The sequence below is a fragment of the Azospirillum sp. UENF 112521 genome (assembly GCF_058780665.1).
Window position 1 is genome coordinate 1,521,604 of the sequence record NZ_JBSNCI010000002.1, and the last position, 25,352, is coordinate 1,546,955.

The window sequence follows — 25,352 nt, forward strand, 5'->3', positions numbered from 1 at the left end:
TGTCGGCCGCCGGGCCTGCGCGGAGCGATCCACTATTGCCGCGTCCTCAGCCGGCATCGACGGACTCCCCCCTGGAGGCGGCCTTCTCCATACGTGCGGGAGAACCGTTGCGCCAATTCGGCTATGACCTGTTTGCTTCTGCAACCGATGCGGATTCGACGGCCGAGGCCGCGCCCGGCGCCATCCAGGGCGACTATGTCCTGAACACCGGCGACACCGTCCTGGTCACCCTGCGCGGGCAGAAATCCTTCAGCAAACGCTTCACCGTCGACCGAAACGGCCAGCTGGTGGTGGACGACCTGCGGCCGCTGACGGCTGCCGGCCTGACGCTGGACGTCCTGCGACGTGACCTGTCCGCCACCGTCGCCGCCACCTGGCCCAGCACCGATGCCTTCGCGTCGCTGGCGGAGGTGCGGCGGATCGGCGTGCTGGTCACCGGCGCCGTCCGCCGCCCCGGCCGGCAGGAGATCAGCGCCTTCGCCACCGTGCTCGATGCGCTGTCGGCCGCCGGCGGCGTGGATCGCGGCGGCAGCCTGCGCGCGGTCAGGCTGATGCGGTCCGGCGGTGCGGTCATGGTCGACCTCTATGCCCTGCAAATCGCCGGTGCGACCGGCAATGCGGATATGCCGGTGCGTGACGGCGACCGCCTGTTCGTCCCGCCGCTCGGCGCCACCGTCGCAATTGCCGGACCGGTGAAGCGGCCGGGCATTTATGAATTGCCGCCGGGTGGCGGCCCCTTGTCGGCGTCGGAGATGCGCGACCTTGCCGGTGGCGCGCTGCGGCCCGGCCGCGGCCGGCTTGTGCGATTCGGCATCGGGCCGTCGGGCGAGGAAACGGCGGAGGAGATCGCCGACGCCGACGCCAAGCGGTTCGGTGACGGCGACCTGCTGTTGATCGTGCCGGAACGGGAAGACCGCCGCGGCGAGGTTCGGCTCGACGGACATGTCCTGCGTCCCGGCCCCCGTGCGCTCACCCGGGTTAAATCCTTGCCCGGACTGCTTTCCCGTGCGGACCTGGGCCCATCGGCCTATTTTCCCTTCGCCGCCCTGGAGAGCACTGCCCCAACGACGGCGGCGCGCAGCCTGCGGCCGGTCGACCTGTCGGCCGTTCTGAACGGACGCGACCGCCGACAGCTTTCGGACGGCGACACGCTCTATGTCCTGGGGACTGCCGACGTCGATTTCCTGACGTCGGAGGCGGTGCTGGCTCTGCTGCGCGGCGAACGCCAGCCGCCGCCGGATGCCTGTCCCGGTCTGGTGGCGCTGGCCCGCATCCTGGCGGCGGAGCCGGCCGGTCCCCTCGCCACCGGTCCGCAGGCGCGCGCCGCCGCCACGCTGACCGGTTCCCGCACACCCTGCCCGCCCCTGTTCGCAACGGTGCCGGACCTGCTGCCGCTGGCCCTGCGCCATTCCGTTCTGCGGCTTACCGGTGCGCCGCGGCCCGGTTTCTATCCCGTGGCCGATGGGCCGGAGAGCGCCGGCGCGCGCGAGACCATCGTCGAATCGGAAGCGCCTCACTATGAGCTGCTCGGCCATGTCCGCCGGCCCGGCACCCGCCGTTTGCCGGCCGGTGCCACGCTGCGTCAGGCGCTGGCGGAGGGCAAGGCGCTGAAGCGGGACGTGTATCCGCTGCTCGGCATCGTCGAACGCTATGACCGGCGGACCTTGACCCGCGTCTATCTGCCCTTCTCCCCACAGGAGGTGGCTGCCGGACGCGCCGACCGTGCCATGAGCGACGGAGACCGCATTCACCTGTTCGCCGCCGACGACATCCGCGGCTTGGTGAAGCCCGCCGAATTGAGGACGGACGGCAAGGCGGACGACGAGTCCGAACCGCCGATGCTGGCGGCGGTACTCGATCCGGCCATCGTCGCGGTGATTGGCGAGCGGACCGTCCAGCTGCGTGGCGCCGTGCGCGATCCCGGCGGCTATCCGGTCGCCGACCTCACGCCGCTGGCGGCCTTGGTCGCGGCGGCAGGCGGGCTCTCCACCGACGCCGACCCCACGGTGGCGGAACTGACGGCCGCCAACGGCACGCGTAGCGCCATCGACCTGACCCGCGACGGCGCCCGCAGGATCGGCCCTGGAGATGCGCTGCGGATCAACCCGCGCCCGCAGGCGCTGGAGGCCCGCGCGGTCGCCATCGAAGGGGCGGTGCGCCGTCCCGGCCGCTACGACATCGGCCGCGGTGAGACGCTGTCCTCCCTGATCGCGCGGGCCGGCGGCCTGATCGACGATGCCTATCCGGCTGGGGCCGTGCTGACCCGCGAGAGCGAACGCCGCCGCGAGAGGGAGCAGTTCCAGCTGCAAGCGCGTGAACTGGAGCGCGCGCTGGCGCTGGAGGTGGAGAAGGGCGAGCCGGTGAAGGCGGAGAATGTCGCACTGGCCCGCCAGCTCGCCGCCCAGCTCCGTGCAGCCGAACCGCTCGGCCGCGTGGTGGTGGAAGCGGACCCGGCTGTCCTGCGCAGCCGCCCGGCTCTCGACCCGCTGCTGGAACCCGATGACCGGATCGTGATCCCGAAACGACCGCTGACCGTGGCGGTGTCGGGCGAGGTTCTTCACCCGACCGCGGCACAGTTCGTCAGCGGCAAGGGTGCCGAGGATTACCTGAACGAGGCGGGCGGCCCGACCCGCGATGCCGACACCGGTCGCAGCTTCCTGGTTCTGCCGGACGGACGGGCACGGCCGCTGGCGCTGTCCTCCTGGAACCATCGGGTGGACGTTATCCCGCCCGGGTCGATCCTGGTGGTGCCGCGCGACCCCCGCCCCTTCGACGGGCTGGACGCCACCAAGGCCATCGGCAACATCCTGAGCCAATTGGCGATCACGGCGGCCTCGATTTCGGTGATCACGCGATGACGGCGCCCGCCCCGCTCCGACTCGCCATGCTGACCGTGGTCCGCAACGACCGCGCCGGACTGGCCGACACCTATGACAGCCTGCGCGGGCAGCTCGGTCCCGGCATCGTCTGGCTGGTCGCCGATGGCGCCTCCACCGATGGAACGGCAGAGTGGCTGGCGGACCATGCCGATGTCCCGCTGTGGTGGCGCTCAGCCCGCGACTCGGGGCTGTACGATGCGATGAACGATGCGCTCGCCGCCGCGGGCCGGCTGGGGTGCAGCCATGTGCTGTTCCTGAATGCCGGCGACCGGCTGGCGGAGCCGGACAGCGGCATCCGGCTTTTGCAAGCGATTGCCCGGCATCCCGACTGCGCCCTTCTCTATGGCGATGCGCTGGAGCGGCTGGGTGACGGACGTATCCTGCTGAAGCGTGCCCGCTCCCACCGTTGGGCATCGCTGGGCATGTTCACCCACCATCAGGCGATGATCTACTCCGTGTCGGCACTGGCAGGGCTGCGCTTCGACTCCGGGTACCGGATCGCGGCCGATTATGACTTCACCTTGTCGGTGCTGAAGCGCGGACGGGCCGAACGGCTGCACTGGCCGGTCTGCCTGTTCGCGGCCGGCGGCCTGTCGCAGCGCGACGCAACCGCTGGCAGGCATGAGCAGACAGCGATTCGACAACGGCATTTCGGCCATGGGGCCGCACACGCGGCAATGATCGTCCTGGCTCAACGAGTTGCACTGGCATTGCGCCACCATCTTCCCGCTCTATACGCGAAATTACGTTTCCGATGCCCTGAAACTTAATGTCTTTCGCACTCTTCCTCCCCCTTCCACCCAAACGGACCGTTGATACGCACAAATGGTTGCATAGAATTTACTTTCTGAACTAAGCATTCCCGCGGCGCCTTCCCTCTGGCTTTCCTTTTGAGGTACGACTTATGAGCGCGACCAAGACCAAACTCGCCCCCGCCCACACCCTGTCGCGCCGCGGCGAAGGTCCCAACCCCATCGACATCCATGTCGGAGCCCGCTTGCGGCTTCGCCGGACCCTGCTTGGCCTGAGCCAGGAAAAGCTGGGCGAAGCGGTTGGGATCACCTTCCAGCAGCTCCAGAAATACGAGCGTGGGTCGAACCGCATCAGCGCCAGCCGCCTTTACAACCTCTCCCAGGTTCTCGGTGTGCCGGTCAGCTACTTCTTCGACGACATGCCGTCGCCCGACCAGATTGCCGCGGAAGTTCCGTCCGAAGCGATGAGCGAGACGGACGAGTTCGAATTGATGGCCCGCCGCGAGACGCTGGAACTGGTGCGCGCCTATTACCGGATCGAGGATCCGGGCGTGCGCAAGCGGACCTTCGACCTGCTGAAGGCGCTGGGTGGCGACCGGATCGCGCTGCTCGAAGAATAAGGGTCGCCCGCCGGACGGACAGTCCGGACAGGCTCGGAAGCGGCGCGGATGGACGGGAAACGGTCGAACGCTCCCGGTCCCATTGCCGCCGACCGCATCTTGAGCCCGACCTGCCAATAGTAGAACGCGCGCGCCAGCGCGTGGTCGAGCCCGGCTGCGCCATCGAGGACGCCAAGGCGCAGCACATAGGCATGCAGAAATGCCAAGAGCGGCCGGCCCGGCAGGCGCTGGAAAAGCCGCTTCTGCATACGCCGGCCAAGAAGGGCGCGGAGGCTATGAGGGGCACTGGAGCCGCCATCCGGTTCACCCGTTATCAGCCGCTCCATCCGGCCGTCGGCACGAATCGCCGCCTCCCAGTCGGAATACCGGTTGTGGCGGTCGAACCAGGCCGAGAGCGGCTTGGCATCCTCATGGTCCATCGGGTGGCGAAGCCGGCCGGTCGTTCCGGACACCTGCGGCTGGTAATGCCCCTCGACCTCCCACATCGCGGCGATATCCAGGTCGGGTTGATCGGGAAAGCGCGCGCGCCGACGGTCCAGCAGAGCAAGCTTGCGATTCCAGCAGCCGAAACGCAGCCGCCGGCCGCGGACGACCGGCCTGCCGTCGATCCAGTATGCTGCGCAGGCAGGGCCAGCCGCCATCAGCCGGGCGATCTCCTCAACCAGCTCCGCCGTCAGCCGCTCGTCGGCGTCGACGAACAGAACCCAGTCATGGGCGAATGGCAGAGTATCCAGGCACCACTGCTTCTTCTTGGGATAGCGGCCATTCCAGCGGAAGGGGATCAGGCGGGCGCCATGTGACCGTGCGATGTCCGGCGTGCCGTCATCGCTGCCGCTGTCGACCACGAAACACTCGGCGAATCGGGCGAGCGGCGGCAGGCACTGCGGCAGGTTCGCAGCCTCGTTGCGCGTCATCACCACCACGGAGACCGGGATGGCGGTCATGGCGGGCGCAGGCATGGTGGAAATCCTCATGGCGCCGCCTCCACCCCCGTCGTCCGTTCCCGCAGGGCGTGGGAGACGGACAGGGCGAATCCGGCGGCGACAAGCCCGACCAGTCCGGCCAGCGGAATCACCACGGCCGGGTTCGGCCAGTCCGGCAGGGTGGAGGCAGCCGGCGGCTGGATCATGTCGGCGGCAAAGGGCAGATCGACGCCGATCATCATCGCCACCCGCTCCTGGTCCAGCAGCAGGTCGCTCAGCGCCTGCCGGTGTTCCGCCACGGTGACGGCGCCGAGACGAAGCTTGATATGGGCGATCTGGGCGGCACTGCGCCGCGCCGCCTCCGCCCGCAGATGGGCGTCGGTGGCCGCGGCAATCCGCCCGAGCAACTCCACTGCAATCGCCCGGTCGGGATGGCGGAAGGTGATCCGCCGCATCGGACCCGACCGCAGCATGTCGACAACCAGCCGATCACGCAGGGCGCGCGCCACGCGGTCGCCGTCCGGCTCAACCCAATCCTCGCGGCCGACCATCGCCAGCAATGCCCGCTTCAGCGTCGGGAACAGTCCGGGTGGCGGACTCCAACGCTCCGCCTCCGCGTCCCAGCGCTCGGCAAACAGGGCGCGCAGGATGGCCGGGTCCGCAGCCAGACGGTCGGCCACCGGTCCCGAACCGAACAGCTCAAGATAGCGGGCGAAGTCGGACAGCGATTCATCTCCCGCCCCCGGCTCGGCAACACCGGCGGAGTCACGGCCGTTGAGCGTCGGCACCCGTGCCCCCATCGCGGCGGAGCCGACCCGGGCCGTCGGTCCGATCACCATTGCCGCGGTGTAAGCCGGCGCCACCAGCCACAGAGCCGCCACCGCCAGCGCCAGACCGCCCAACCAACCGCCGAGCAACCAGCACCAGCCGGTCCGCAGGGTGCGAACGAAGCCGCGAAAATCACCCTCCCCTCCGGCCATCGGCAGAGCGAGCGTCATCGCATGCGGCCGAGGCTGGGTGTGACGCGGGGCGATGACGCCGTCAGGCATGGGGCAACGGCCTCCCCAACAGGGGCCGGACGGCGCGGCGTGCCTCGACCAGACGTTGGGCCAACCCGACGAAGGCCGCGGCGGCACGGTCGGCGCTCCAGGCTTCAGCCCTTCTGGCAGCGCACGCCCCCTCCGCTGTGCAGCGGTCGGGGGCGGCGGCATAGGCGCGCACGGCTTCGGCAATGGCGACCCCATCGAACGGGTCGATCACCATGCCGCATCCATCCATATGGGCCGCTGCCTCGCTTCCCTCTGGTCCCAGGAAGAGGCAAGGCCGGCCGGCCGCCTGCACCCCGGCCAGCTTGCTCGGCACCAGAAGCCCCTGCGCCGCCGGGTCCATCGCCACCAGATGCAGGTCGGCGGCGGACAGACACTCCGCCAGCCGGTCGGCGGGCTGCCAGGGAAGCCGGTGCAGGTTGCGCAAACCCGTGAGGCGTGCGGCCTCTTCCACCGCGGCGAATCCCCTGCCCTCGCCGACCAGCAGGAAAATCACGGATGGATCGCTGTGCTGCAGCCGGGCCGCCGCCTCCAGCACGCCGTCCATCGGATGGGCAAGGCCCAACGTTCCGGAATAGGCCACCAGAAAGCGTCCGTCCCCCTCCGTCAAACCCAGTGAGCGGCGGAGGCTGTTGCCGGCCTTCTCCAGGGGACGGATTGCCGGATCGGGCCAGTTCGGCAACAGGGTCACGCGATCCGCAGCCACGCCGGATGCGACGATGCGTTCGCGCATGCAGCGGCCGATCGCGATCACCCCATCCTGCCGCCGCAATGCCCGCGCCATGCCATCCCCGGCGACGCGGAGGAGCAGTTCCGGCATCCGCACGCCCAGCACCGGAAGAAGGTCCGGGTAAAGATCCTGGCACCAGTGCAGCGACGCCGCACCATGGCGCGCAGCCAGAACCGGACCGGCCAGCGCCAGCATCGGCGGATCGGTCATCGTGACGACGAGGTCGTGGCGCGGCAGGCGCAGAGCCCGAGCCGTGAGTTGGCAAAGCGAATCGAGATAGGCGCGCGTGTCGGGCCGCTCACCCTTCCTTACCCCGCGGCCGGTGCGGACAAGCGTGACCCCGTCCGGAACGGCGCGGTTCGGCACCTCAACGCTGCCCTGCTCGCCATCCGTCACCACCGTCACCCGCCAGCCGGCAGCCGCGATCCGCGCGGACAAATCCGACAGGCAACGGCCGGTCGCCCCGCGGTCAGGCGGGAACACCCGGTTGACGAAAATGATGGACGGTTGGTCGAGCGGCACGGCGCACCGAAGCATGAATTACACGCGAAAGTATGAAGATCCTCTACGGATCAGACAACCCCTTCCTGCACTCGGCCGCCAAAAGCATCAGCGTCAGGATGACGCCGGTGTCGAGGTACTTGAAGCTGGTGTGGAGGCAGAGCGCCATCGCCAGCGGAGGCACCACCGCCAGGGCCAGCGGCGGATCGGCAGCCAGCAGACCGCACCAGGGCCTGACCAGCGCGCCAAGATAGGCCGCCAGCGCCATCATGCCGCACAGTCCGGTCTTCAGCAGGCTGTAGCTCGCCAGCGTGTGGGTATAGCTGACCCGCCAGCCGCCGACCGCCGGGTTGGCGATCCGCGCGCCCCAGCCGTCGCCGAACAGCAGCACCCAGGGAGAGGCGACGGCATGCTCGATCACCGCCGCCGCCTCTTCCCACCGGGCATTGATTCCGGTCAGCCGCGTCTTCTCCGCCGCCTGCTGCCACGCACCGAACAATGCATCCCCACCGACGGCGACCGCCAACCCCAGACCGATCAGCAGAGGCAGGGCCAGCCACGCCTGCCGCCGTGCCCACCACAGGGCGATCAGCGCCAGCGACAGCAGCGCCAGTCCCAGCGCGGTGCGGTGGACCGCTCCGGCCAGCGCGGAAAGGCAGAGAGCCCCGCCGACGGCACCGGGGATCGCGGCAAGCCACCAGCGGAACCGGCCGCCGATGCCGACCAGCGACAAGGCCGTAGCCGGCAGCACCACGGCGGCGAACAGCACCGCAGGCGCATTGAGCAGATAGGCGCCACCATCGGCCATTGCCCGCTGTCCGATGGCGCCGAAACCCCAATCCGCCTGCCGCCACCAGCGCAAGGCCAGCAGCAGGCCGGCAATGGCAAGCCCACCGATCAAGGCCCGCACGGCGGTCCGCCCCGCGGCGCGCAACGCCGGCACCAGAAGCACGGGAAGAAACAGGTACAAGAGGGGCACGACGTCGCGAAGGATATCGACCGGGTCCGACCCCAGCGCCGCCCCGCGCAGCAGCGGCACCCACAGCAGCCAGGCGAATGCCGCAACTGCCACCGGCATCCATTCCATGCCGGACGACATCCATCCAGCGCCGGGGGGCGTCCGCAGCGCATGGCCGCTCGCCACCGCCAGCGGCCATTTCCAACCGATCGACAGCAGGATCAGAAGGCCGATGGACAGTTCCGCCCCTCGCAGTGCCGGCGGCGCCGGCACGCTGAGGCCGCCATACAGAAGCAGGGCTGCCGCCATCGACAGCGCGCCCATCCGTGCGGCGGCCACCGTCATGGCCGCCCCTCGCGGAAATCGGCCGCCTGGGTCAGGCCCAGCGCTGCTCGGCACGGTCCAGACGATAGAACAATCCCTCCTGCGGGCGCAGCCGCAATGTTCCGGTCAGGGTCAGCGGTTCCCGCGTCGCCGGCAGGGCGATGGATGTGTGGACATGCATCATGGTCGCCGGTCCGGGGCTTTCGCAGGCGGGACAGCCCATCGGATTGGCGGACAGAATGAAGCGGTTGTGGCTGGCTCCGTCGGTCAGCGGCACCATGAAACCGCGCACGGTGACCGGACGGCCGTCCAACGCCGATACCTTCACCGGAAATTGCGGATCGCCGGCCAGACCGCCCATCCGCACGGCGCCCAGGTCGCGCCAGATCGCGGTTGACTTGTCCAGCGGCAGATGGAAGGGACTGGCGGGATGGCTCGGCGCCTCCGGCGTCCCGGCAGCCCAAACGGCCCAGCCGGCAATGGGGGCAAGCGCAAGCGGCAACAAAAACTGGCGCCGGCCGGGCATGGCCGTGCCAAGACGGGTGGCGGTGGTCATGGTCGCTTCTCCCCTGCTGCGTTGCTTCGTCACCGGGGCTGCGAAATCGGGGCGCCGTATGTTGTCGAAGTCTTTTGTCCGGTCGCCTGGGAACTATCCGAGGAACAGCTTTGTCCGGTGCGGGGCGACGCCTTCTGCCGGGCGGTCGCCGATTGCGCGAAAGTCTCCGGCAAGCGCAGCTCAAGGTCAACCGGCAATTCTGCCGGGCGCAGCAGGAAATGGAACGCGTAAGGATAGGTTTCCACCGCACCGGCATCCCAACTCTTTCAAAAAAACGCAATCTGTTTGACGGGGTGCGGCACCGCCCGTCATAGTCCCACCGCTGGCCCTGCCGCACTGCACACAGTGTGGCGCAAGCCGTTCCGATGACGAGACGAGCCATGGAAACCTTCCGCTTCCAGCCGGGCGAAACCCCGGTCCTGCTCAGCATTCCGCATGTCGGGACCATGATTCCGCCGGACATCGCCGCAACGATGACGCCGGAGGGACTGGCGCAGCCCGACGTCGACCGTCATCTGGACCGGTTGTACCACTTCGCACCCGCACTCGGAATCGGTTTCCTGACGGCGCTCTGCTCGCGCTATGTGGTGGACCTCAACCGCGATCCCGACGGCGTCGTGCCGCATCCGGGGCAGGATCCCACCGAAATCTGTCCCCTGACGACGTTCGACCGCGCACCGATCTATCGACCGGGACTGGAACCCGGCCGTGCGGAGATCGACCGGCGGGTCGGCGCCTATTGGCGTCCGTATCATGAGCAGATGCGCAGCGAGCTGCGCGCCTTGCGCGACCGCTATGGCGTGGCGATCCTGTTCGACGCCCATTCGGTGCGCAGCGCGGTTCCACGCTTCTTCGACGGCACCCTGCCCGACTTCAACCTCGGCACCGGCGAGGGCAGCAGCGCCGCCCAGCCGCTGGTCGTCCGGCTGATGAACGTGCTTTCGGCATCGGAGCGCTATTCAGCCGCGCTGAACGGCCGTCTGCGCGGCGGTTTCATCATCCGCAGCTATGGCCAGCCGGAAGAGAACATCCACGCCATCCAGCTCGAACTGACCCAGTCGACCTATATGGACGAGGCCTCCCCTTATCACTTCCGCCCGACACTGGCGGCAGAGGTGAAGCCGTCGCTTGAGCGTCTGCTGAGCGTCGTGGTCGAGTGGGCGTGGCAGAAGGCCAGCGGCCAGCGGCGGGCGGCGTTCCTGTAACGCCCCACCGCCTGCCAAAAGACCCGCCATGCAAAAGGGTCCACCATGAAAGAGTGGCCCTCCCCCGTCGCCGGGGAAGGGCCGAAGGACGGCCTGATCGGGGATGGATCAGATCTGGCCGCGCTCGCTGGCCTGACGCATCAGGACATATTGGCGCATCATCTGGTTGCGGAAGCGGTAGCGCTCCATTCCTGGCTCGACCACCGGGGCCAGGACGCCGCCATGGTCCTCACGCGTCAGGCGCTTCAGCAGGTCGAGCGTCGAGGCGCTCGGCAATTCTCCGCTGTCACCAGCCAAGTCCTTGGGATCGAACACGCCATAGGCATCGGCCGGACACAGCGCCGCAGCCAGCAATGCATCCTCCAGCTCGGCCCGGCGGTCGGCAGCCAGCGCACGGGCATAGCTTTCGACAATGCCGCGCTCGGCTTCCTGCAGGCAGCGGGCGACGGCATAGGCCAGATCCGGCCGCTCCACCAGCTTGCTTCCGCGGCTGACGGCGCTGCGCGCCGCATGCAGGCCGAGAAGCTGGGCGTAGTACGGCAGGCCGCGCACGAACTCGGCGATCCGCCGCACGACGTCGGGGGCGAACTCGATGCCGGCATTCTGCGCACCGGCCTGGATCAGGCGGCCGATCTCCTGATCGGTCATCAGCGGCAGATGAACCGGAACAAGCGAGCGCTGGATCGACGGATGCTTACCCAGCAGCTGGTCGAGATTCTCGGCGACGCCGACCACCAGCAGGGTGACCGGGATCGAGCTGTCGGTCAGGTTTTTGAACAGCTCCGCCAGCTTGTTGCGGAAATCCTCGTCCTGGACGCGGTCGTACTCGTCCAGGATCAGCAGCACATGGGTGGCGTGGATGCCCGACAGAACCTCGTTCAGCTCGGTGACGCTGAAGGTGCCGTCCGGCAGCAGCTCGTTCAGGCTGGCGAAGTTGCGCCGCGCCGCGAACGGATTGTCGAGCGCGGAACGGTAGTAGGTCGACGGGATTTTCTTCAGGAAGTGCCTGAAGATGTCCTCGAAACTCAGTTCTCCGCTGCAGGTCAGCTTCAGCGACAGATAGCCTGCCTGCCCCGCGATCTTTTCGATCGCGTTGGCGACGGAGGTCTTTCCGCGGCCGCGGTCGCCATAGAGGATGACGTGCGCCCGCTCCTCTTCGATGGCCGAGATGATGCGGCGCAGCGTGTCGTTGCGGCCGATGAACAGACCGTTCAGTTGTTGCTTCGGCCGGGTCGGCGTGAAGGCTTCGCGCAGAAGGCCGTTCAGCTCCGGCGTCAGGCCCTTCAGCATGGCCGGCGCATTGGCGCCCATGCCGCCGCGATAGCCGCCGTTGACGGACATCGTAAAGCGCGGCAGGTCGTGCTCGCCCTCGGCATCCCTGCCGCCCGGCTGCGGGAACATGTGGCCGCGGCGGTCGCCGGTGGCCTCGTTGTCGATGATGTCGGGCAGCCGCGGCGCGGCCGGACCGCGCATCGTGTCGAATCCGGCACGGGCACCGATGCCGGTGCCGATGCCGCCACCCATGTTTCCGTCCACCGGACGCAGGTGAGCCCCACCGGGCCGGGCAAATCCCGGTCCGTTGGAGAGGCCACCGGCCCCGGCATTGCCCATCCCAGGCCCCGCAACGCCGGGACCGCCCATGCCCGGTCCGCCGGTCAGCGGGTTAGATCCAAGGCCGCCACCGGCGGCCGGCATGCGCTCGTCGGCCACAGCGGCCGAACGACGCTTTCGAAAGAAATTCCGCATCCGTCCCAATCCCCACGCGTTGTCGGCGTTCGCGGAACCGCCCCCCTTTCGGCTTCTCGAATGGGCCGGGGACGGGTCCGCGTGTTCCCGATGTAAGCGCTGCGCCGGCCGGGGTGGGCTGGGATTTCGGATATAATACCGACGCGGCATTCCCCCTTTGGGGACCTCTTCCGAAGGGATGCGCCCCCGAAACCCACGGGCGCATCCCGGCCAACCTCAGCCGATCAGAATTGGCCCGACCGTGGCCCAGCCGTAGAGCACCGCCAGGAAAAAGGCGAGGGTCATGCATTCGCGCAGGAAAGCCAGAACCGACATGCCAACCTCCGTTGTTCGCGTCTTGTTCCAATAGAGCTATCAGAACGGACGAAGAACGGCAACCGGCTAGTTCTGCCTATGTTCCCGTTACGGACTCCAATGTTCCATTCCGGACACAGATCGAACGGACAGGTGGTTAGAAAGTTACGTGTCGAATGCAGGAATTTGTCAGCCCGGATCGGCATCGTCGTAGCGGATCAGATCGGTCCAAGCGCGCTCCAGCCTGCGCAGCGTGCGATAGGTGGTTTCGAAGTCGGCACCGTCGCTGTCGGTGCGCAGCAGCGTATCTGCGCGCGTCGCTTCCAGCTTCTTCAGCGCTTCGCAGGCGGCCAGCCCCTGGGCGGAGAGCTTGAGCCGGGCGGCCCGCCGGTCGCGCTGGGACGGGCTGCGGTCGACATAGCCCGCCTCCACCAGATGCTTCAGATTGTAAGACGCGTTGGAGCCCAGATAGTAGCCGCGCTCCAGCAGGTCGCGGACCGACAGCTCCTCGGTGCCTATGTGCAGCAGCATCAGCGCCTGTGTCGGGCTGAGGTCGGTCACACCGATGCGGGCCAGTTCCATCCGAAGCACGTCGAGGAAGCGCCGGGTGATGCTTTCCATGACGCGGCCAAGGTCGGTGTAGACCGCGGGGGCCGCCACACTCTGCTGCATGCTCATCGTTCCTGTGCCAGTGGCTCGCAAAAGCCGTTGTCCGGTCGCCGCGGCACTGCCGCGTTTTGCCGACCGGCGGACCGGGGAAGCGGCGCCCGAGCCGATGCTCGAGCTCCCCTTCCCGTCGCCGTTTCTTAATGGCCTGTGACGATGGGCGGATTTTATTGCGAATTGGAGAGACAAACTTGAGACGCGGCGGCGTCCCGTCTTCCAATACCGCAGGTTACATCGTGCCGGGGAAGGCTCCACCATCCAGAAGGATGTTCTGTCCGGTCATGAAACCGGAGCTTGCGGCACAAAGAAAGGCACAGGCAGCCCCGAATTCCTCCGGATCGCCGAATCGGCCGGAGGGATTCGACTTGCGCCGCAGTTCCATCTCTTCGTCGATGCTGCGTCCGCCGGCCTTCGCACCGCCTTCCATCGTCTTGCGCAGGCGGTCGGTTTCAAAGGGACCGGGCAGCAAGTTGTTGATGGTGACGTTGTGCTTCACCGTCTGGCGCGACAGGCCGGCGACGAAGCCGGTCAGGCCGGTGCGGGCACCGTTCGACAGGCCCAGAATCGGGATCGGCGCCTTGACGGCGGCCGAGGTAATGTTGACGATCCGGCCGAACCCCCGGGACATCATGCCGTCCACCGTCGCCTTGATCAGGAAGATCGGCGTCAGCATGTTGGCGTCCAGCGCGCGGATCCAGTCCTCGCGGTCCCAGTCATGAAAGTCGCCGGGCGGCGGACCGCCGGCATTGTTGATCAGGATGTCCGGCTCCGGGCAGGCGGCGAGCGCCGCGGCCCGCCCCTCCTCCGTCGAGATGTCTCCGGCGGCGGTGGTGACCGTAACGCCGGTCGCCTTGCGGATCTCCTCGGCGGTCGCCTCCAGCGCATCGGCACTGCGGGCGGTCAGGGTGACATGCACGCCCTCGCGGGCCAGCGCGAAGGCGCAGGCGCGGCCCAGCCCCTTGCTGGCGGCGCAGACGATGGCGCGGCGGCCGGCGATACCCAAATCCATGATCGTCTCTTCCCTTGTCGGTGTCAGAGGGTCGTTTTGGAACCGGATCGTTGCGGTTCCATCCGTTGCAGGTCCGAAAGGACTTCCCGCGCCAAAGGCACGGTCACGCCACGATGGGCGGCCAGCGACGCATGGTCCAGCGCCGCCACCAGACGGCGGGCAAAATCGAGCGACCGCTCCATCCGTGCCAGCAGATAAGTGACGACTTCCATCCCCGGCCGCAACTGGCGGTCGGCGAACAGCTTGACCAACACCGCGGCGAGCAGCGCGTCGTCGGGCGCCCGGACCTCGACCGCCGGCGCGCCCTTGATGCGCGACCGCAGGTCGGGAAGCGTCGTCCGCCAACGCGACGGCGCCTTGCGCGACAGAAGCAGAAGATGGCCCTGTTGTTCACGGGCGAGGTTGTACAGGTGGAACAATGCCTCTTCCCGCTCCGGTCGGCCGGCGACCATGTCGGCATCCTCGACGACCACGGCGTTGGCAGGCACCAGCAGGGACGGGACGACAGCCGTATCGAGGGCATCGCCGCGGGTCACCAGGGCATGGCTGCGGGCGCGCCAGACCTGTGACAGGTGGGTCTTGCCGCAACCCGCGGGTCCGTACAGCGTCAGTGCCGGGGCGGGCCAGGATGGCCAGCGGTCCAGCCACGCCACAGCATCGGCGTTGCTGGGTGCGACAAGGAAATCCTCGCAGCCCATCGCCGTCCGGTGCCCTAGATCGAGCGGTATCTGCGCCGGCAAGCTCATGCGGACACACCCATCAGCGTTCCGCGTCGGTGCCGCGGTAGTACGGGCTCGAGAGATACTGGCGCAAGGCGAAGCGGGTCAACACGCCGATCACCGCGGCGACCGGAACCGCCAGCAGCACGCCGACGAATCCGAACAGGCTGCCGCCGGCCAGCAGGGCGAACATCACCCACACCGCATGCAGCCCGACCTTGTCGCCCACCAGCTTCGGCGTCAGGACATTGCCTTCCACCGCCTGCCCGAACAGGAAGATGCCGATGACAATGGCGACGCGCCAGAACTCGTCGAACTGCAGCAGGGCAAGGCCAGTGCTGGCGACGAAGCCGAACAGGGTGCCGACATAAGGGATGAAGGACAAGAGCCCGGCCATCAGACCGATCACCAGTCCGAAATCCAGCCCTGCCGCCGACAGCGCCAGCGCATAGAAGACGCCGAGCACGACGCAGACAGTCGCCTGCCCGCGCACGAAGCCTGACAGGGTGACGTTCACCTCACGGGCCTGCTCGCGCACCGTCTCGGCATGTTGGCGCGGCAGCCACGAATTGACCTTCCCCACCATCAGGTCCCAGTCGCGCATCATATAGAAGGCGACGACGGGGGTGATGAACATCAGGGTGACGATGTCGAACAGCGCCAGCCCGCCCGACAGGATGCGGGTGACGACGCGGCCGACCAGCCCCGCCAATTCACCCGCGTAGTTGCCGGCGGCGGCACGAAGCCGCTCGACATCGTCGGCCGGCAGGCGGTGGATGAAGCGGTTCAGCGCCGGGATCAACCGCTCCTTCGCCAGCGTCGCATAGTTCGGCAGCACTTCCAGCAGGTGGGAGACCTGCCCCTGCACCAGCGGCAACAGGAGCAGCGCCATCAGCACCATGACCAGCACGAAACCCAGCAGCACCAGCGTGGTGCCGAGCCAACGCGGCAGCCGTGCCGCCTCCAGACGGTCGACTGCCGGGTCGAGCAGATAGGCGATGGCCAGCCCGACCACGAAGGGAAGCAGCATGTCGGCCAGCAGCCACAGCGCCAGCACGAACAGCCCCAGCCCGACCAGCCAGAAGCGGAGCTGCTTCGCCGGCGTCACGGAACGCCGCCGAGCCGGTTGAACAGCAGGGCTCCACGCCGTGCGTACATCACGCCGGACAGCACCGTCGTCACCGTGCAGACATACACCAGCACATCGACCAGCTCCCAGCCATTCAGATGGATGTCCGGCAGCCCCAGCGCCGGCGGCGCCAGCACGGCGGCGGCCAGCGCGATCTGCACCACCGTGTTCACCTTGCTGATGTAGAGCGGCTGCATCGCCAGCGTCTCCTTCAGCGTGAACAGCAGGATGACGCCGCCGATGATCATGATGTCGCGGAACACAACCATCATCGCCAGCCACAAGGGGATGGTGCCGACCCAGGCCAGGGCGATGTAGACCCCGACGATCAGCGCCTTGTCGGCCAGCGGATCGAGATAGCCGCCCAGCACCGTACGCGCGCGGAACATGCGGGCGATGGCGCCGTCCAGCGCATCGGACAGACCCGCGGCGACGAAGAGGGCGAAGGCCCACTCCATCCTGCCGGTGAGGATCATGTACATCGCGGCCGGAACCGCCACGATGCGCAGGAAGGTGATGATGTTGGGTACGCTCACGGTGCGCTCTTCGCCGGCAGCGTTCCCAGGTTGCGCGGCGGGGCGCCCATCGTGCCCACGGCACCCGCATCCATCGGCGCCGACGGCGCCAGCGACGTCGGGGAGGCCATCGGCGCGGCGGAGGACGGAACGGCACCGGCCGACGCGGCACCCGACCCGCGCGGCAGCAGCGTCAATTGCCAGTCAGCCGACGGCACCGGAGCACCGGGATAGCCGGCGGCAACCGGGGTTGCGACGGGAGGCGCGGCATGCGCGAAGCCCAGATCCTGGCGGGCAAGCGCCTGGGCCAGCTGCTCGGGCGCACCGCGATAGGTCAGGGTGATCAGCGCCTCGCTGCGGGTCATCGACATCAGGGTGTTGCGGGTCACCGCATTGACGGCGGACAGGCGCTTGCGCGTTTCCACCCAGTCGTTCACCGCGGTCAGCGGCACGCGGACGAGGGTGTTCTGCTCGGGACCGGTGGCGGTGGTGTGCTCGCGCTTCCACGACTCATCCACCTGGGATCCGACCGATGCGACGGCGCGGTTCAGCAGTTCGTCGGCAGTTCCGCCGCCCTTGACCTGAACCGTCTGGCTCTCGCGCGTCCCGTCCACCCCGTAGCGGGTGACGTCAACCGTCAGGCCGCGGGCCGGATCGGGGCCGTTGGCCGGAAGATCGGTTCGGGCGACCACCACTCCGCCCGCCTTGTAGGCCTGGGCGATGCGGGCGAGCGCGTCGGCGTTGCCGGCGACAGCGTCCTCGCCGCTGATCGCCTGGGCATCTGACAGCTCGCCGTCCGGTACCACCAGCGGCACCAGCGATGCGGCGGGCTGCCGCGCCTCCCAGGCCGCGCGCCAGGGGGTGCGATCCTGCCACAGGATGGTGCGCCCGTCGGTCAGCGTCACCGGCAGGATGACGAAGGGCCGCGACGGCGGCTCCACATACTGGGCGGCACCGCCGCTCTGGCCGAGGGCGTCGCGCACTGCATTGGGCCGGAACCGCACGGTGATGGCGCCGACATAGCGGCTGGCCGACACCTTCTCCTCGTCGATCTCGAAGCCCTGGACCAGCTTGGCGATCTCGCCGTCGGACAGGCGCGGAGGATTGCCGCCGCCGGGAACGAGCCGGCGGTACAGCTCCACCCAGGCCTTGGCCTGCGCCTCGCGGATCGCCTGATCGCGTACGGTGGTCGGGTTGCTGCCGTTGATGTCGACCCGGACGCCGGACACCGCGAAGGGGTCTGCAGCGGACGGAGCGGCGGCAGCGGAAGCGGCGGCCGGCGGCGGGGAACCGGTCTGCGCCCCGGCCGGCCCGGTCATCGTCACGACCAGAGCGGTGGACATGGCAGCAAGACCGGCGAGGAGCGGCGCGCGGCGGCGGTGGAGCATTGCAAAGCCTTCCGATTCGAGTATGTTCGGCCCGAGCCCAAGGCCCGGTATATAGCTCAGCCCAAGCGAGGATACCATCAGCACCCAGTCCTATAACATGTCCGACGCCTACAAGCAGGCCGGTGTGGACATCGATGCGGGCAACGCGCTTGTCGAAGCGATCAAGCCGCTTGCCCGCTCCACCGCGCGTTCAGGCTCCGACGCGGGCCTGGGCGGTTTCGGCGCGCTGTTCGATCTGCGCGCCGCCGGCTACCAGGATCCGCTTCTGGTCGCGACGACCGACGGCGTCGGCACCAAGCTGAAGGTGGCGATTCTCGCCAACCGTCACGACACGGTCGGCATCGATCTCGTCGCCATGTGCGTCAACGATCTGGTGGTGCAGGGCGCCGAGCCGCTGCTGTTCCTGGATTACTATGCCACCGGCAAGCTCGACGTGGCGGCCGGCCGCGACATCGTCGCCGGCATCGCCGAAGGCTGCCGTCAGGCCGGCTGCGCGCTGGTCGGCGGCGAGACCGCCGAGATGCCCGGCATGTATTCCGAGGGCGATTACGACCTCGCCGGATTCTCCGTCGGTGCGGTGGAACGCCAACACGCCCTGACCGGTTCCGCCGTGCAGGCGGGAGACGTGGTTCTCGGCCTCGCCTCCACCGGCGTGCATTCCAACGGCTATTCGCTGGTGCGCAAGCTGGTCGAGAAATCGGGCCTCGGCTACAACTCCGCCTGCCCGTGGGACGCGTCGAAGACGTTGGGCGAAGCGCTGCTGACGCCGACCCGCATCTATGTGAAGAGCACGCTGAAGGCGGTGCGCGCCGGCACGGTCCGTGCCATGGCCCACATCACCGGCGGCGGCCTGATCGAGAACATTCCGCGCGTCCTGCCGGACGGGCTGGGTGTCGTTCTCGACGCCTCGACCTGGACCCTGCCCCCCGTCTTCTCCTGGCTGATGAAGACCGGCGGCATCGCCCCGTACGAGATGGCGCGCACCTTCAACGTCGGCCTCGGCATGGTCGTCGTGGTTCCGGCTGACAAAGCGGCCGAGGCCATCGACATCCTGCGCGAGGGCGGCGAGACGGTCTTCACCGTCGGCACCGTCACCGCCCTGAAGGACGGCGATGCCCGCGTGACCGTCACTGGCATGGACGCGGCCTGGACCGCCTAAGGGACGCCTCAAGGATTCGTTGATGAGCAAGTTGAAGCTCGGCGTCCTGATCTCGGGGCGCGGCAGCAATCTGCAGGCGTTGATCGACGCCTGCGCTGCGCCGGAATTCCCGGCCGAGATCGCGCTGGTGCTGTCCAACAAGGCCGAAGCGTTCGGCCTTGAGCGTGCATCCGGCGCCGGGATCGCCACCGCGGTGGTCGACCACCGCCGCTATCCCGGCGACAAGCCGGCCTTCGAGGCGGCGATGGATGCCGCTCTTCGCGAGGCCGGCGTCGAACTGGTCTGCCTTGCCGGCTTCATGCGCCTGCTATCGCCCTGGTTCGTCGGGCAATGGCACAACGCGCTCATCAACATCCACCCGTCCCTGCTGCCCTCCTTCAAGGGCTTGGACACCCATGAGCGGGCGCTGGCCGCCGGCGTCCGCTTCCATGGCTGCACCGTGCATTACGTGCGTCCGGAAATGGACGAGGGCCCGATCATCGCCCAGGCGGCGGTGCCGGTCCTGCCCGGCGACGACGGCCACAGCCTGGCCGACCGAGTCCTTTTGTCGGAACACAGGCTCTATCCGCATGCCGTCCGTCTGATCGCCGCGGGCCGTGCCCGAGTTGATGGCGATCTGGTGCGGATCGACGGTCCGGTTCCGGACCTTGCGGCCTTGGTGAACCCGCCGCTTTAGGACCCTGTCCTTTCCGATCACCACCCATCCGGCATGGTTGACGGTTCCACTCGGAATCTGTTGCGTTTCTGTGCGTCCGCGTCAAAATTTGCGGGCAAAAGAAACTGTTGGAGGGTTGATCGATATGGCGGCCGTGAGTCCCAACCCGGTCAGTGCGGAGACCGTCCGCTCACATCAGGCGACCTGGATCGCCTTCACCAAGTTCATGAAGCTCAGCATCGCCGGGGTCATCGCGGTGCTCGTGCTGCTGGCGATCTTCACGCTGTAGCGGACGGATGGGAAGGGGGCCTGTAACAAGCCCCCTTCCCCCACACATCAGCCGGCCAGCATCTCCAGCGCCTTCTGCAGCTTGTCGCGGGCCTGATCGGCGGCCTCGCGGCGGTCGCGCTGCTCCTCGATCACCTCTTCCGGAGCCTTGGCCACGAATTGCTCGTTCGACAGCTTGGTGTCGATCTTCTTGATCTCGCCGGTCAGCTTGTCGATCTCCTTGGACAGGCGCGCCTTCTCCTTGTCGAGATCGACGATGCCTTCCAGCGGCAGAACCAGCGTCGTCTCGTCCAGCACCGCCTGGACGCTGCTCTTCGGAACATCGCCCTGGAGCGGCTCGACGCTCGACAGGCGGGCCATGCGCAGGATCAGGTCGCGGTGGGTGTCCAGCCGCTTCAGGCTAACCGCGTTCGGATCCTTCAGCTTCAGCTCGATCTGCGCAGCCGGCGGGACGTTCATCTCCGACCGCATGGAGCGGACCGAGGTGATCAGGCGCACAACCCAATCCATCTCGTCGCGCGACGCCGGATCGACGCTGTCGGCGGCGAACTCCGGCCATTCAGCCGAGATCAGCCGGTTGGCACGCGCCGGCGACAGCTGCTCCCACAGCTCTTCGGTGATGAAGGGCATCAGCGGATGCAGGATGTGCAGGATCTGGTCGAGCACCCAGGCGGTGGTCGCCCGCGTTTCCGCCTTCGCCGCTTCGTCGGTGCCGGCGAGGATCGGCTTGGTGAACTCCATGTACCAGTCGCAGAAGGTGCCCCAGGTGAACTGGTAGGCGGCACCGGCGGCCTCGTTGAACTTGTAGGCGTCGATCGATTCGGCAACCTTCTTCGCCGCATCGGCCAGCGCGCCGACGATCCAACGGTTGACCGTCTGGGTCAGACCGACCGGCTTGTAGCCGGCGACCGGATCGCAGCCGTTCATCTGGCAATAGCGGGCAGCGTTCCACAGCTTGGTGGCGAAGTTGCGGTAGCCCTCGACCCGGTTCACCGCCAGCTTGATGTCGCGGCCTTGGGCTGCCATCGCCGACAGGGTGAAGCGCAGCGCATCGGTGCCGTACTGGTCGATGATCTCCAGCGGGTCGATGACGTTGCCCTTCGACTTCGACATCTTCTGGCCCTTCTCGTCACGGACAAGGGCGTGGATGTAGACGGTGCGGAAGGGCACGTCCTTCATGAAGTGCAGGCCCATCATCATCATCCGGGCGACCCAGAAGAAGATGATGTCGAAGCCGGTCACCAGCACGTCGGTCGGGTAGTAGCGGTCCAGCTCCGGCGTTCTGGTCCGGCCAGCCGAGCGTCGAGAAAGGCCACAGCGCCGACGAGAACCACGTGTCGAGCACGTCGGCGTCGCGCGTCAGTTCGACATCGCTGCCGTAATGGATCTTCGCGGCAGCGCGCGCCTCCTCCTCGGTCTCCTCGACGAAGAAGGTGCCGTCCGGACCGTACCAGGCCGGAATCTGATGGCCCCACCAGATCTGGCGGCTGATGCACCAGGGCTGGATGTTGCGCATCCATTCGAAATAGGTGTTCTCCCACTGCTTGGGCACGAACACCGTCTTGCCGGTCTCCACCGCCTCGATGGCGGGCTTCGCCAGGGTCGCGGCATCGACATACCACTGATCGGTGAGCCACGGCTCGATGGCGACGCCGGAGCGGTCGCCGTGCGGGACCATGTGGGTGTGCGGCTCAATCTTCTCCAGAAGCTCAAGGGCTTCCAGCTCGGCGACGATTTTTTTGCGCGCCTCGTAGCGATCCAGCCCGCGATAGGCCTCGGGAACGTTGTCGTTCAGCCGGGCATCGCGATCCATGATGTTGATCTGCTCGAGCCCACAGCGCTTGCCGACCTCGAAGTCGTTGAAGTCGTGGGCCGGCGTGATCTTCACGGCACCCGAACCGGTCTCCGGATCGGCATACTCGTCGCCGACGATGGGGATCAGGCGGCCGACCAGCGGCAGGCGGACCATCTTGCCGATCAGGTCCTTGTAGCGCTCATCCTCCGGATGCACCGCCACGCCGGTGTCGCCCAGCATGGTTTCCGGACGGGTGGTGGCGACCACGATGAAGCGGCCCTCTTCCCCGTCGATGGGGTAGCGGAAGTGCCAGAGGTTGCCCTTGATCTCCTTCTGCTCGACCTCGAGGTCGGAGATGGCGGTGTGCAGCTTCGGGTCCCAGTTGACCAGCCGCTTGTCCTTGTAGATCAGGCCCTGGCGGTGCAGTTCGACGAACACCTTGCGGACGGCGCGGCTCAGCCCCTCGTCCATGGTGAAGCGTTCGCGCGGCCAGTCGGGCGAGGCACCCAGGCGGCGCAGCTGGCGGGTGATGGTCCCGCCCGATTCGGCCTTCCACTCCCAAACCTTGTCGATGAAGGCATCACGGCCGAAATCGTGGCGGGTCTTGCCGTCCTTCGCCAGATTGCGCTCGACCACCATCTGGGTGGCGATGCCTGCATGGTCGGTGCCGGGCTGCCACAGGGCGTCGCGGCCGCGCATGCGGTTGTAGCGGGTCAGCACGTCCTGGATGGTGAAGGTCAGCGCATGGCCCATGTGCAGGCTGCCGGTGACGTTCGGCGGCGGCATCATGATGGTGTAGGGCTTGCCGTTCCCCTGCGGCTGGGCGGCAAAGGCGCCAGACTCCTCCCACAGGCGGTAGTGCTTCTCCTCGACCTCGGCGGGCCGGTACGTCTTTTCCAACATCACCACGAACTTTCGCTAGAAACGTCTCAACCAGGGCTCAAAAAAGCGGGTCTCGGAAAGACAGGATCAGAACTTCTGTGACCGCCGGATCATGCGGTCGATCTCCTGCTGGACCAGCCGCTCGACCACCGTCGGCAGATTCTCGTCCAGCCACTCCTTCAACAGCGGCTTCAGCAGTTCGCGCACCACCTCTTCCACCGTGCGGATGCCGATGGGCATCGGGCCGATGGACAGGTCGTCGCCCAACTCGCGCGCCAGATGGGTCAGGTGGTGCGAGGCATCCTCCGCCGTCCGGCGGGAGATCAGCCCGGCATCCGGATCGACCGCGCGGCGGCGCGGACGCGGCGGGGGCGGCGGCTCGTCATCCTCGAAATCGTCGAAGGCCGGCATCGGCCGCCGGGCGGCAGGACGCGGCGGCGGCATCGGTTCGGGCTCCGGCTCTTCCCAGCGCGGCGAGGGCGGAGGGGGAGGTGACGGCTCCGGAAAGGCCGGTTCCTCCGGCCAGGGGTCGGGATCGGGCTGGCCGAAGTCGGGCCGCTCGTCCGGTTCATCCTCCACCATCTGGGTCAGTTCCAGAACGTCGTCGTCCTCCTCCACCATCGGGGGTGGCGGGGGCGGCGGCGGAGGGGGCGGCGGAGGTGGAGGCGGCGAAGGCGCCTGAGTTTCCGATTTGGCAGGCTCGCCGTCCTCGGAAATGATCCGCCTGATGGAGGCGAGGATTTCCTCCATCGAAGGTTCTTGCTGGCCCTTATCGCTCATCTTGGCAACCCGAGACGTCAACCTGCCCCAAACCTAGGGCAGGGCTGGCAAAAAAGCCATAATACAAAAACGGCCCGCTTTCGCGGGCCGCTGCATTCATTCGGTCACCGAAGTTCCGAACCACTTGCCCCGCGTCTTGTCGTAATTCGCGGTCGGGTCGTATTTCTGAACCGGCAGGTTCAGCCGGTCCGCCGTCAACTGTCCGCTGGATGCCAGTACATTGAAGGCCGCGACCATTTCGTCGTGCTGGGCACGGACAAGGAAGACGCGGGCGTTCAGCAGTTCCTGTTCCTGGTTCAGCACGTCGAGCACGGTGCGCGAGCCGACCTGCGCCTCCTGACGGACGCCTTCCAGGGCGATCTGGGCCGCCTTGATCTGCGCCGAGTAGGACTCGATGCTGGCGCGGGCCGTCTGCAGGGCCTGCCAGGCGCTGACCGCCGATTCGGTCACCTGGCGGCGGGACTCCTCGATCTGCAGGCGGGCCTGGTTGGCGGTCTGCTTGGCCTCGCGGACCAGGGCTTCCGGCTGGCCGGCCTGATAGAGCGGGATGGTCACCTGGGCGGTGACCTGCGCACTGTCGGAGCGGTTCAGGTCGATGCCGGAAGAGCGGCCCGGATCGTATGTGCGGGTGCCGCTGGCCGAGAGATTAACCGACGGCAGCAGGCGGCCGTACTGCTGGTCCACCGCCTCGCGCTGCGCCGCCTCGGTGTAGGAGGCGGACAGGACGTTCGGGTTGTTGGCACGGGCAAGCTCGACCAGCTCGTCCAGGTTCTTCGGCAGGCGGAAGGCTGGCTTCGGCGCCTTCAGCTCGCCGGGAGCGGCGCCGACCAGACGTTCGTAGGTGGCGCGGGAGGCGCGCAGCGTGCCTTCGGCCGAAATCTTGGAGGCGATGGCGGCCGACAGGCGCGACTCGGACTGGCTGACGTCGGTGCGGGTGTATTCACCGACGCGGAAGCGGTCACGGGCGGCGTCCAGCTGGCGGCGCAGCACCTGCTCGTTGTTTGTCTGCAACTGCAGGATGGCCTGGTTCTGGACGATGTCCAGATAGGCCTGGGCGGCGGCCAGCAGAACCGACTGTTCCGAGGCGATCAGGGTGGCGCGCTGCGCCTCGACCAGCCGCTCGGCGCGGCGGACGGCCGGGGCGACGGTGGCGTCGTAGATCGGCTGGGTGGCGGTGACGCCGACGCTCTTGGCGTTGGCTTCCGAGCCGGTCGAACCGCCGTCGAACTTGCTCTCGCCCATCGAGCGGGAGATGCCGGCGGTCACGCGGGCGGTCGGACGGTAGCCGGACAGCGCCTGGGGCACGCCTTCGTCGACGGCGCGCAGGCGGGCGCGCTGGGCGCCGATCGTCGGGTTGTTGGCATAGGCCTGGGCGAGGGCCTGTTCGAGGGACTGGGCCTGGGCCGTACCACCGCCGGTCACTGCTGTGCCCATCGTAGCGGTCAGGGTCAGGGCCGTAGCCAGCAGCCAGCGGCGCGCAAAACGGCTTCGCACGGTCATGTTCAGTAGACCTTCATGTTCGGGTCGATTCGGCGCGCCCAGGCATCGACACCGCCATCCAGGTTGATGGCGCGGTCGAAGCCCCTGGAACGCAGCCACATGGTGACCTGCGCGCTGCGGCCACCGTGGTGACACACGACGACGACATCGCGGTCCTTCGGCAGCTCGTCCACCCGACCGGGAAGCCCGTTCATCGGGATGTGCAGGCTGCCGTCGATGGCGCACAGCGCAAACTCCCACGGTTCGCGCACGTCGAGGACGACCGGTTCGTCGCCGGCCTGGCGGCGGCGGTCCAGTTCTTCCACCTCGATCTCAAACGGTGCGGCCATGGTT

The 25,352-nt window shown here is 67.8% G+C and carries 22 protein-coding genes and 1 pseudogene; 7 read left to right on the forward strand and 16 right to left on the reverse strand.

Annotated elements, in window-relative coordinates; translation table 11 throughout:
• The first annotated feature begins 107 nt into the window (after window positions 1–107).
• From ACWPN8_RS09495 to ACWPN8_RS09505, 3 genes are all read left to right on the forward strand, one after another.
• Entirely contained in the window at window positions 108–2,858 is a 2,751-nt protein-coding gene (locus ACWPN8_RS09495; RefSeq protein WP_492240616.1) for a polysaccharide biosynthesis/export family protein, read from the forward strand.
• Window positions 2,855–3,649, forward strand: a complete 795-nt coding sequence (locus tag ACWPN8_RS09500; RefSeq protein WP_109446345.1) for a glycosyltransferase — start codon at window positions 2,855–2,857, stop codon at window positions 3,647–3,649. Before ACWPN8_RS09495 ends, ACWPN8_RS09500 begins: the two co-directional genes overlap by 4 nt.
• Before the next feature lie 134 nt (window positions 3,650–3,783).
• Window positions 3,784–4,251 carry a helix-turn-helix domain-containing protein gene (locus ACWPN8_RS09505; protein ID WP_492240617.1) on the forward strand — a complete coding sequence of 156 codons (468 nt, stop codon included), beginning with the start codon at window positions 3,784–3,786 and terminating at the stop codon, window positions 4,249–4,251.
• On the opposite strand, the gene ACWPN8_RS09510 is transcribed toward ACWPN8_RS09505, so the two are convergent.
• Genes ACWPN8_RS09510 through ACWPN8_RS09530 form a run of 5 tightly spaced genes read right to left on the reverse strand, consistent with a single transcriptional unit; the run spans window position 4,161 to window position 9,289 of the window.
• Window positions 4,161–5,195: a glycosyltransferase family 2 protein gene (locus tag ACWPN8_RS09510; RefSeq protein ID WP_492240618.1), complete on the reverse strand. Its 1,035-nt coding sequence runs from the start codon at window positions 5,193–5,195 to the stop codon at window positions 4,161–4,163. The genes ACWPN8_RS09505 and ACWPN8_RS09510 overlap by 91 nt on opposite strands.
• A gap of 26 nt (window positions 5,196–5,221) precedes the next feature.
• A complete protein-coding gene (locus ACWPN8_RS09515) occupies window positions 5,222–6,223 on the reverse strand; it encodes a hypothetical protein (protein WP_492240619.1) in 1,002 nt (333 codons plus the stop codon).
• A complete protein-coding gene (locus ACWPN8_RS09520; protein WP_492240620.1) occupies window positions 6,216–7,487 on the reverse strand; it encodes a glycosyltransferase family 4 protein in 1,272 nt (423 codons plus the stop codon). Before ACWPN8_RS09520 ends, ACWPN8_RS09515 begins: the two co-directional genes overlap by 8 nt.
• Window positions 7,488–7,515: 28 nt before the next feature.
• Entirely contained in the window at window positions 7,516–8,754 is a 1,239-nt protein-coding gene (locus ACWPN8_RS09525) for a hypothetical protein (protein ID WP_492240621.1), read from the reverse strand.
• Window positions 8,755–8,785: 31 nt separating this feature from the next.
• Entirely contained in the window at window positions 8,786–9,289 is a 504-nt protein-coding gene (locus ACWPN8_RS09530) for a hypothetical protein (protein WP_492240622.1), read from the reverse strand.
• Between the two features lie 380 nt (window positions 9,290–9,669).
• Between ACWPN8_RS09530 and hutG the strand changes: the two genes are divergently transcribed.
• Window positions 9,670–10,494: an N-formylglutamate deformylase gene (gene hutG, locus ACWPN8_RS09535; RefSeq protein ID WP_109446355.1), complete on the forward strand. Its 825-nt coding sequence runs from the start codon at window positions 9,670–9,672 to the stop codon at window positions 10,492–10,494.
• A gap of 108 nt (window positions 10,495–10,602) precedes the next feature.
• Here hutG and ACWPN8_RS09540 read toward each other — a convergent pair whose 3' ends face one another.
• The 7 genes from ACWPN8_RS09540 to ACWPN8_RS09570 form a co-directional block, all read right to left on the reverse strand.
• Window positions 10,603–12,018: an ATP-binding protein gene (locus ACWPN8_RS09540; RefSeq protein WP_492240623.1), complete on the reverse strand. Its 1,416-nt coding sequence runs from the start codon at window positions 12,016–12,018 to the stop codon at window positions 10,603–10,605.
• A 705-nt stretch (window positions 12,019–12,723) separates the two neighbouring features.
• Window positions 12,724–13,206 carry a MarR family winged helix-turn-helix transcriptional regulator gene (locus ACWPN8_RS09545; protein WP_492240624.1) on the reverse strand — a complete coding sequence of 161 codons (483 nt, stop codon included), beginning with the start codon at window positions 13,204–13,206 and terminating at the stop codon, window positions 12,724–12,726.
• 223 nt (window positions 13,207–13,429) lie between these two features.
• Complete coding sequence (locus tag ACWPN8_RS09550) at window positions 13,430–14,209, reverse strand: SDR family oxidoreductase (protein ID WP_109446359.1); 780 nt, start codon at window positions 14,207–14,209, stop codon at window positions 13,430–13,432.
• 23 nt (window positions 14,210–14,232) lie between these two features.
• Window positions 14,233–14,955, reverse strand: coding sequence for an HdaA/DnaA family protein (locus ACWPN8_RS09555; RefSeq protein ID WP_492240625.1), 723 nt, complete (start codon window positions 14,953–14,955; stop codon window positions 14,233–14,235).
• Window positions 14,956–14,968: 13 nt separating this feature from the next.
• Window positions 14,969–16,036, reverse strand: coding sequence for an AI-2E family transporter (locus tag ACWPN8_RS09560; protein ID WP_492240626.1), 1,068 nt, complete (start codon window positions 16,034–16,036; stop codon window positions 14,969–14,971).
• Entirely contained in the window at window positions 16,033–16,593 is a 561-nt protein-coding gene (locus ACWPN8_RS09565) for a CDP-alcohol phosphatidyltransferase family protein (RefSeq protein ID WP_109446365.1), read from the reverse strand. Before ACWPN8_RS09565 ends, ACWPN8_RS09560 begins: the two co-directional genes overlap by 4 nt.
• Complete coding sequence (locus ACWPN8_RS09570) at window positions 16,590–17,960, reverse strand: DUF2066 domain-containing protein (protein WP_492240627.1); 1,371 nt, start codon at window positions 17,958–17,960, stop codon at window positions 16,590–16,592. Before ACWPN8_RS09570 ends, ACWPN8_RS09565 begins: the two co-directional genes overlap by 4 nt.
• Window positions 17,961–18,057: 97 nt before the next feature.
• On the opposite strand from ACWPN8_RS09570, the gene purM reads away from it, so the two are divergent.
• The 3 genes from purM to ACWPN8_RS09585 all read left to right on the forward strand — a co-directional run bounded on the left by purM (window position 18,058) and on the right by ACWPN8_RS09585 (window position 20,063).
• Complete coding sequence (gene purM, locus ACWPN8_RS09575; RefSeq protein WP_492240628.1) at window positions 18,058–19,119, forward strand: phosphoribosylformylglycinamidine cyclo-ligase; 1,062 nt, start codon at window positions 18,058–18,060, stop codon at window positions 19,117–19,119.
• Between the two features lie 22 nt (window positions 19,120–19,141).
• On the forward strand, window positions 19,142–19,795 hold the full coding sequence (gene purN, locus ACWPN8_RS09580; protein WP_109446371.1) for a phosphoribosylglycinamide formyltransferase: 654 nt from the start codon (window positions 19,142–19,144) through the stop codon (window positions 19,793–19,795).
• 124 nt (window positions 19,796–19,919) lie between these two features.
• Complete coding sequence (locus ACWPN8_RS09585; protein WP_109051686.1) at window positions 19,920–20,063, forward strand: aa3-type cytochrome c oxidase subunit IV; 144 nt, start codon at window positions 19,920–19,922, stop codon at window positions 20,061–20,063.
• A gap of 47 nt (window positions 20,064–20,110) precedes the next feature.
• Here ACWPN8_RS09585 and ACWPN8_RS09590 read toward each other — a convergent pair.
• The 4 genes and pseudogenes from ACWPN8_RS09590 to ACWPN8_RS09605 all read right to left on the reverse strand — a co-directional run bounded on the left by ACWPN8_RS09590 (window position 20,111) and on the right by ACWPN8_RS09605 (window position 25,348).
• Window positions 20,111–22,760 (reverse strand): annotated as a pseudogene (locus ACWPN8_RS09590) (valine--tRNA ligase).
• Between the two features lie 66 nt (window positions 22,761–22,826).
• Window positions 22,827–23,519, reverse strand: a complete 693-nt coding sequence (locus ACWPN8_RS09595) for a DUF2497 domain-containing protein (RefSeq protein WP_109446375.1) — start codon at window positions 23,517–23,519, stop codon at window positions 22,827–22,829.
• Window positions 23,520–23,615: 96 nt separating this feature from the next.
• A complete protein-coding gene (locus tag ACWPN8_RS09600; protein ID WP_109446377.1) occupies window positions 23,616–25,019 on the reverse strand; it encodes a TolC family outer membrane protein in 1,404 nt (467 codons plus the stop codon).
• Between the two features lie 2 nt (window positions 25,020–25,021).
• Window positions 25,022–25,348 (reverse strand): rhodanese-like domain-containing protein, encoded by a 327-nt coding sequence (locus tag ACWPN8_RS09605; protein WP_492240629.1) that lies wholly within the window; start codon window positions 25,346–25,348, stop codon window positions 25,022–25,024.
• Between the last annotated feature and the right edge of the window lie 4 nt (window positions 25,349–25,352).